This is a genomic window from Actinomycetota bacterium (assembly GCA_036280995.1).
Taxonomy (GTDB): Bacteria; Actinomycetota; CALGFH01; order CALGFH01; family CALGFH01; genus CALGFH01.
Genome location: DASUPQ010000840.1, coordinates 1 through 3,429 on the forward strand (window position 1 = coordinate 1; position 3,429 = coordinate 3,429).

Here is a 3,429-nt window from a genome sequence, read left to right on the forward strand (position 1 = left end):
CGGCCAGGGCGGTGGGCCGATCCTGAGATGACCGCTGCCAAGTCCGCCAGGGCCTGCTGTCCCACCGGGATAGGACCGCATGGCTCCTGCCAATGGACCCTGTACCCAGAAGACTGGGAGCGTAAGGAGAGAAGCGAGGAAGGGAGGCGAATCTCATGACCTCCTCGCTGACAGTGCTCCGGCCCCCGCCGGCCCTCCGACCTCGGCCCACCCCGACCAGGCCGACACGGTCGACCATCGGGTACCGGCTCGGCCGTGTCGGCGTGGTGCTCGGCCTGGCCGTGGCTTGTGCCCTGGCCGCGCTCGGGGCCATCACCGCACCGGACCGGACCGGCGACCTCGGCGGACCGGTGAAGGTCGTCCGCTACGCCGAGCCGACCGCCACCGGCCACGCCGCAACCAGGTGGACCCCGGCGACCGACGCCACCATCACCGTCCAGGTTCCGGAGGCGGCCACCCCGGCCGTCGGCCGCGGGTGACCCCGCGGGGCGGGTCCGGCACAGGGGTGATGGTGCCCTGGCCGTGCCGGACCTTGGCCCTGGGGCGTGTCGGGTATGGAACGACCGGGCGGGCCGAGATGCCCTCCCAAGGAGGGCAGCCAGTTGATCACGCAGCATAGGAGGTCGTGATGAAGGCCGGAAATGTTGGAGCAGCCGCGCTTGCGCTGGCCGGCGGCTACCTCGCCCTGCTGGTCTCGACCCGTCGCTGGCATCAGCACTGGGGCGCCACCGACGAGGAGGTCACCCGCCCGCTGCCCGGCGACGACCTCATCGCGGACTCCAAGCTGGACTCCACCCACGCCATCACCATCCACGCCTCGGCGGACCAGGTCTGGCCCTGGCTGGCCCAGATGGGGTATGAGGACCGCGCCGGCACCTACAGCTACGACCTGTTCGAGCGGTCCGCCGGCCGCAACCTCGACCAGCTCGATCCGGCCATCCCGCCCCTGGCTGCCGGGGGCACCATGCCGTTCTACCCGGGCTCGCCGATGACGGTGGCCGTCGCCGACCCGCCCCACGCCTTGGTGCTGTGGCAGGTCACCGCAGGAGGCAAGGCGATCGACCCGGCCGGACCCTGGGGCGACGACTATGTGGCCTGGAGCTGGGCGTTCGTGCTGCAACCGGTTGACGCGACCACGACCCGGCTGCTGATCCGGATCCGGACCGGTTACCGGCCGGCGGTCAAGTGGGCGCCGTACATGTGGCTGTTGGTCGAGCCGGCCCACTTCGTCATGGGCCGCCGCCAGCTCCTTGGTCTCCAAGAACGAGTCGAAGCGACCGGCCGTGAAGCCTCTCTGGCCGGACCCGTGAGCGACCAGCATGATGGCACCGGTGTGCCTGACGCGCCGGCGAGGCGGGAGGCGAGGTAGTCCATGCGTCGTCTTTCGGTAGGAGCCGCGGCCGGCCTTGCGGCAGCGGCCGGCGGCTATGCCACCCTGTACCGCCTCGGGCAGACCTGGGGCGCCACCGGCCACGAGCAGCAGCAGCCGCTGGCCGGCGACGAGCTGCTGCCAGAGGCCACGGCGCTGACCACCCACGCGATCACGATCGCGGCACCGGCGGCGGCGGTGTGGCCGTGGCTGGTCCAGATGGGCTGGGGACGGGCCGGCTGGTACACCTACCGCTGGGTCGACCGGCTGCTGTTCCCGGCCAACGGCCCCAGCGCCGACCGGCTCCTGCCCGAGCACCAGCGACTGGCGGTTGGCGACAAGGTCCCGGATGGGCCGCCGGAGGCGGACTGCTGGTTCACCGTGGAGCGCCTCGAACCGGGCCGGCTGCTGGTGCTGCGGTCGACCCGGCACCTGCCGGCGTCATGGCGCCAGCGGGGGCTGGCCATGGACTGGATCTGGAGCTGGCAGCTGGAGGAGCCATCCCCGGGGTGGACCCGGCTCATCCAGCGCAACCGGATGCGCCTGGAACCGGCCTGGTTCCAGCGGGGGTTCCTGGCCACGATCGTCCCGGCCGACTTCATCATGGCCCGCAGCCACCTGCGCGGCCTGCAGCGCCGGGTGGAAGCCTCCACCGTGCAGCCGATCGCTGCCTAGCCCGAGAGCTTCGGGCATCAGCGCTGCGAGCCGGCGCGACACCACAGCGGCCGACCGTCCCCGAAGCGGCGGGCCTTCAGGCCCTGGCCGGCCCGCTCAGCCGGCGCGACCCTGGTCACGGAGCGACGGTCGGCCAAGGGAGGCGACCTTGCTTCCCGAACTGGTGCGGCGGGCCCGGCCCGCCGTCCTGGTCGTCGCCAGAAAGGAGCAGCAGATGACCACCGCACCCCAAACCTACGGCTCGGGCACGGTCATGCCGGCCGAGACCATCCATGTCACCGGCCGGCGGGTGGTCGCCACCCTCATCGACGGCCTCATCTTCGGCATCGCCTACTGGCTGCTGGCATTGGCCTTCGGCGACCTCCGCACCGAAGGCGAGGCCGCCAACTGGGTCAGCAACCTCCCGGTCTGGGCCAGCGTCGCCTACGGCCTGTTCGTGATCGGCTACTACGTGCTGCTGGAAGGCTACCTGGGCCAGACCGTCGGCAAGCTGGCCACCGGCATCAAGGTCGTCAGCGAAGCCACCGGCGCCACCCCTGGGATCGCCGCCGCCGCCATCCGCACGCTGCTGCGGCTCATCGACGGCCTGTTCAGCTACGCCGTGGCGTTCGTCACCGTGCTGGTGTCGGGCAAGCGGCAGCGGCTGGGCGACATGGCGGCCCGCACCCTTGTGGTCCGCGTCTAGCCGAAAGGAGGGCTGGCAACACCGCAACCGGCTGATCGGCCTGCACCGGCGGTCGGCGGCCCACCGTCCAGGGCCTGCCCGGCCGCCGGCGGCACCCGGGGCGCAGACGCCCGATGAGGAAGGGGCCAACGATGGCCCAGCTCACCCAGACACCACCACTCCTTGAGCGGGACGAGGCACACCCACGCCGACGCCAGGGGACGTTCTGGACGGCCCTGGCCGCCGTCGCCGTCGTGCTCGACCTGCTCATCCCGACCATCGTCGTCCTCGCCCTGGCCGGTCTCTCCTGGCCCTGCGCCGGGAAGGACCCGCCACCCTGGAGTTCCGGCGCACCCCCCACCCCTGGCCCATGGCCACCGTGGTGTTCGGCCTGGTGGTGGGGTGGCAGCTGCTGACCTTCGGGCTGGGTAAGCCGGTCCTCAACCACCTGGCCGGGGCCACCGAGGACCTCAGCCAGTTCGCCGACCTTCCTGGATGCGCTGTTCTTCAGCTTCCTGCGGCTGCGCTACCGCACCCTGTGGGCGCCGATCCTGGCCTCCGGCTTCAGCAACACCCTGGGGATCGTCACCTTCTTCCTCATCGGACCGACCTACGGGCTCTGGTAGCCTCCAAAGACCCGATCGAGCTCATCGTCCGCTGACCGGCGCCGGCGGGTGTTGGCGGCAATGGCGGTCCGCGTGGCAGTCCACCAGCCAGCACC

General features: G+C 71.7%; 5 protein-coding genes. All 5 read left to right on the forward strand.

The annotated features are described in order from the left end of the window. Positions 1-155: 155 nt before the first annotated feature. The gene (locus tag VF468_28110) at positions 156-479 is read left to right on the forward strand and encodes a hypothetical protein (GenBank protein ID HEX5882149.1); all 324 of its coding nucleotides are present in this window, start codon (positions 156-158) and stop codon (positions 477-479) included. Positions 480-628: 149 nt separating this feature from the next. Then, positions 629-1,369, forward strand: a complete 741-nt coding sequence (locus VF468_28115; GenBank protein HEX5882150.1) for a hypothetical protein — start codon at positions 629-631, stop codon at positions 1,367-1,369. Positions 1,370-1,372: 3 nt separating this feature from the next. Next, a complete protein-coding gene (locus VF468_28120) occupies positions 1,373-2,044 on the forward strand; it encodes a hypothetical protein (protein HEX5882151.1) in 672 nt (223 codons plus the stop codon). Between the two features lie 148 nt (positions 2,045-2,192). Continuing rightward, positions 2,193-2,729, forward strand: coding sequence for an RDD family protein (locus VF468_28125; GenBank protein ID HEX5882152.1), 537 nt, complete (start codon positions 2,193-2,195; stop codon positions 2,727-2,729). A 349-nt stretch (positions 2,730-3,078) separates the two neighbouring features. Beyond that, positions 3,079-3,369 (forward strand): hypothetical protein, encoded by a 291-nt coding sequence (locus VF468_28130; protein ID HEX5882153.1) that lies wholly within the window; start codon positions 3,079-3,081, stop codon positions 3,367-3,369. Positions 3,370-3,429 lie beyond the last annotated feature (60 nt).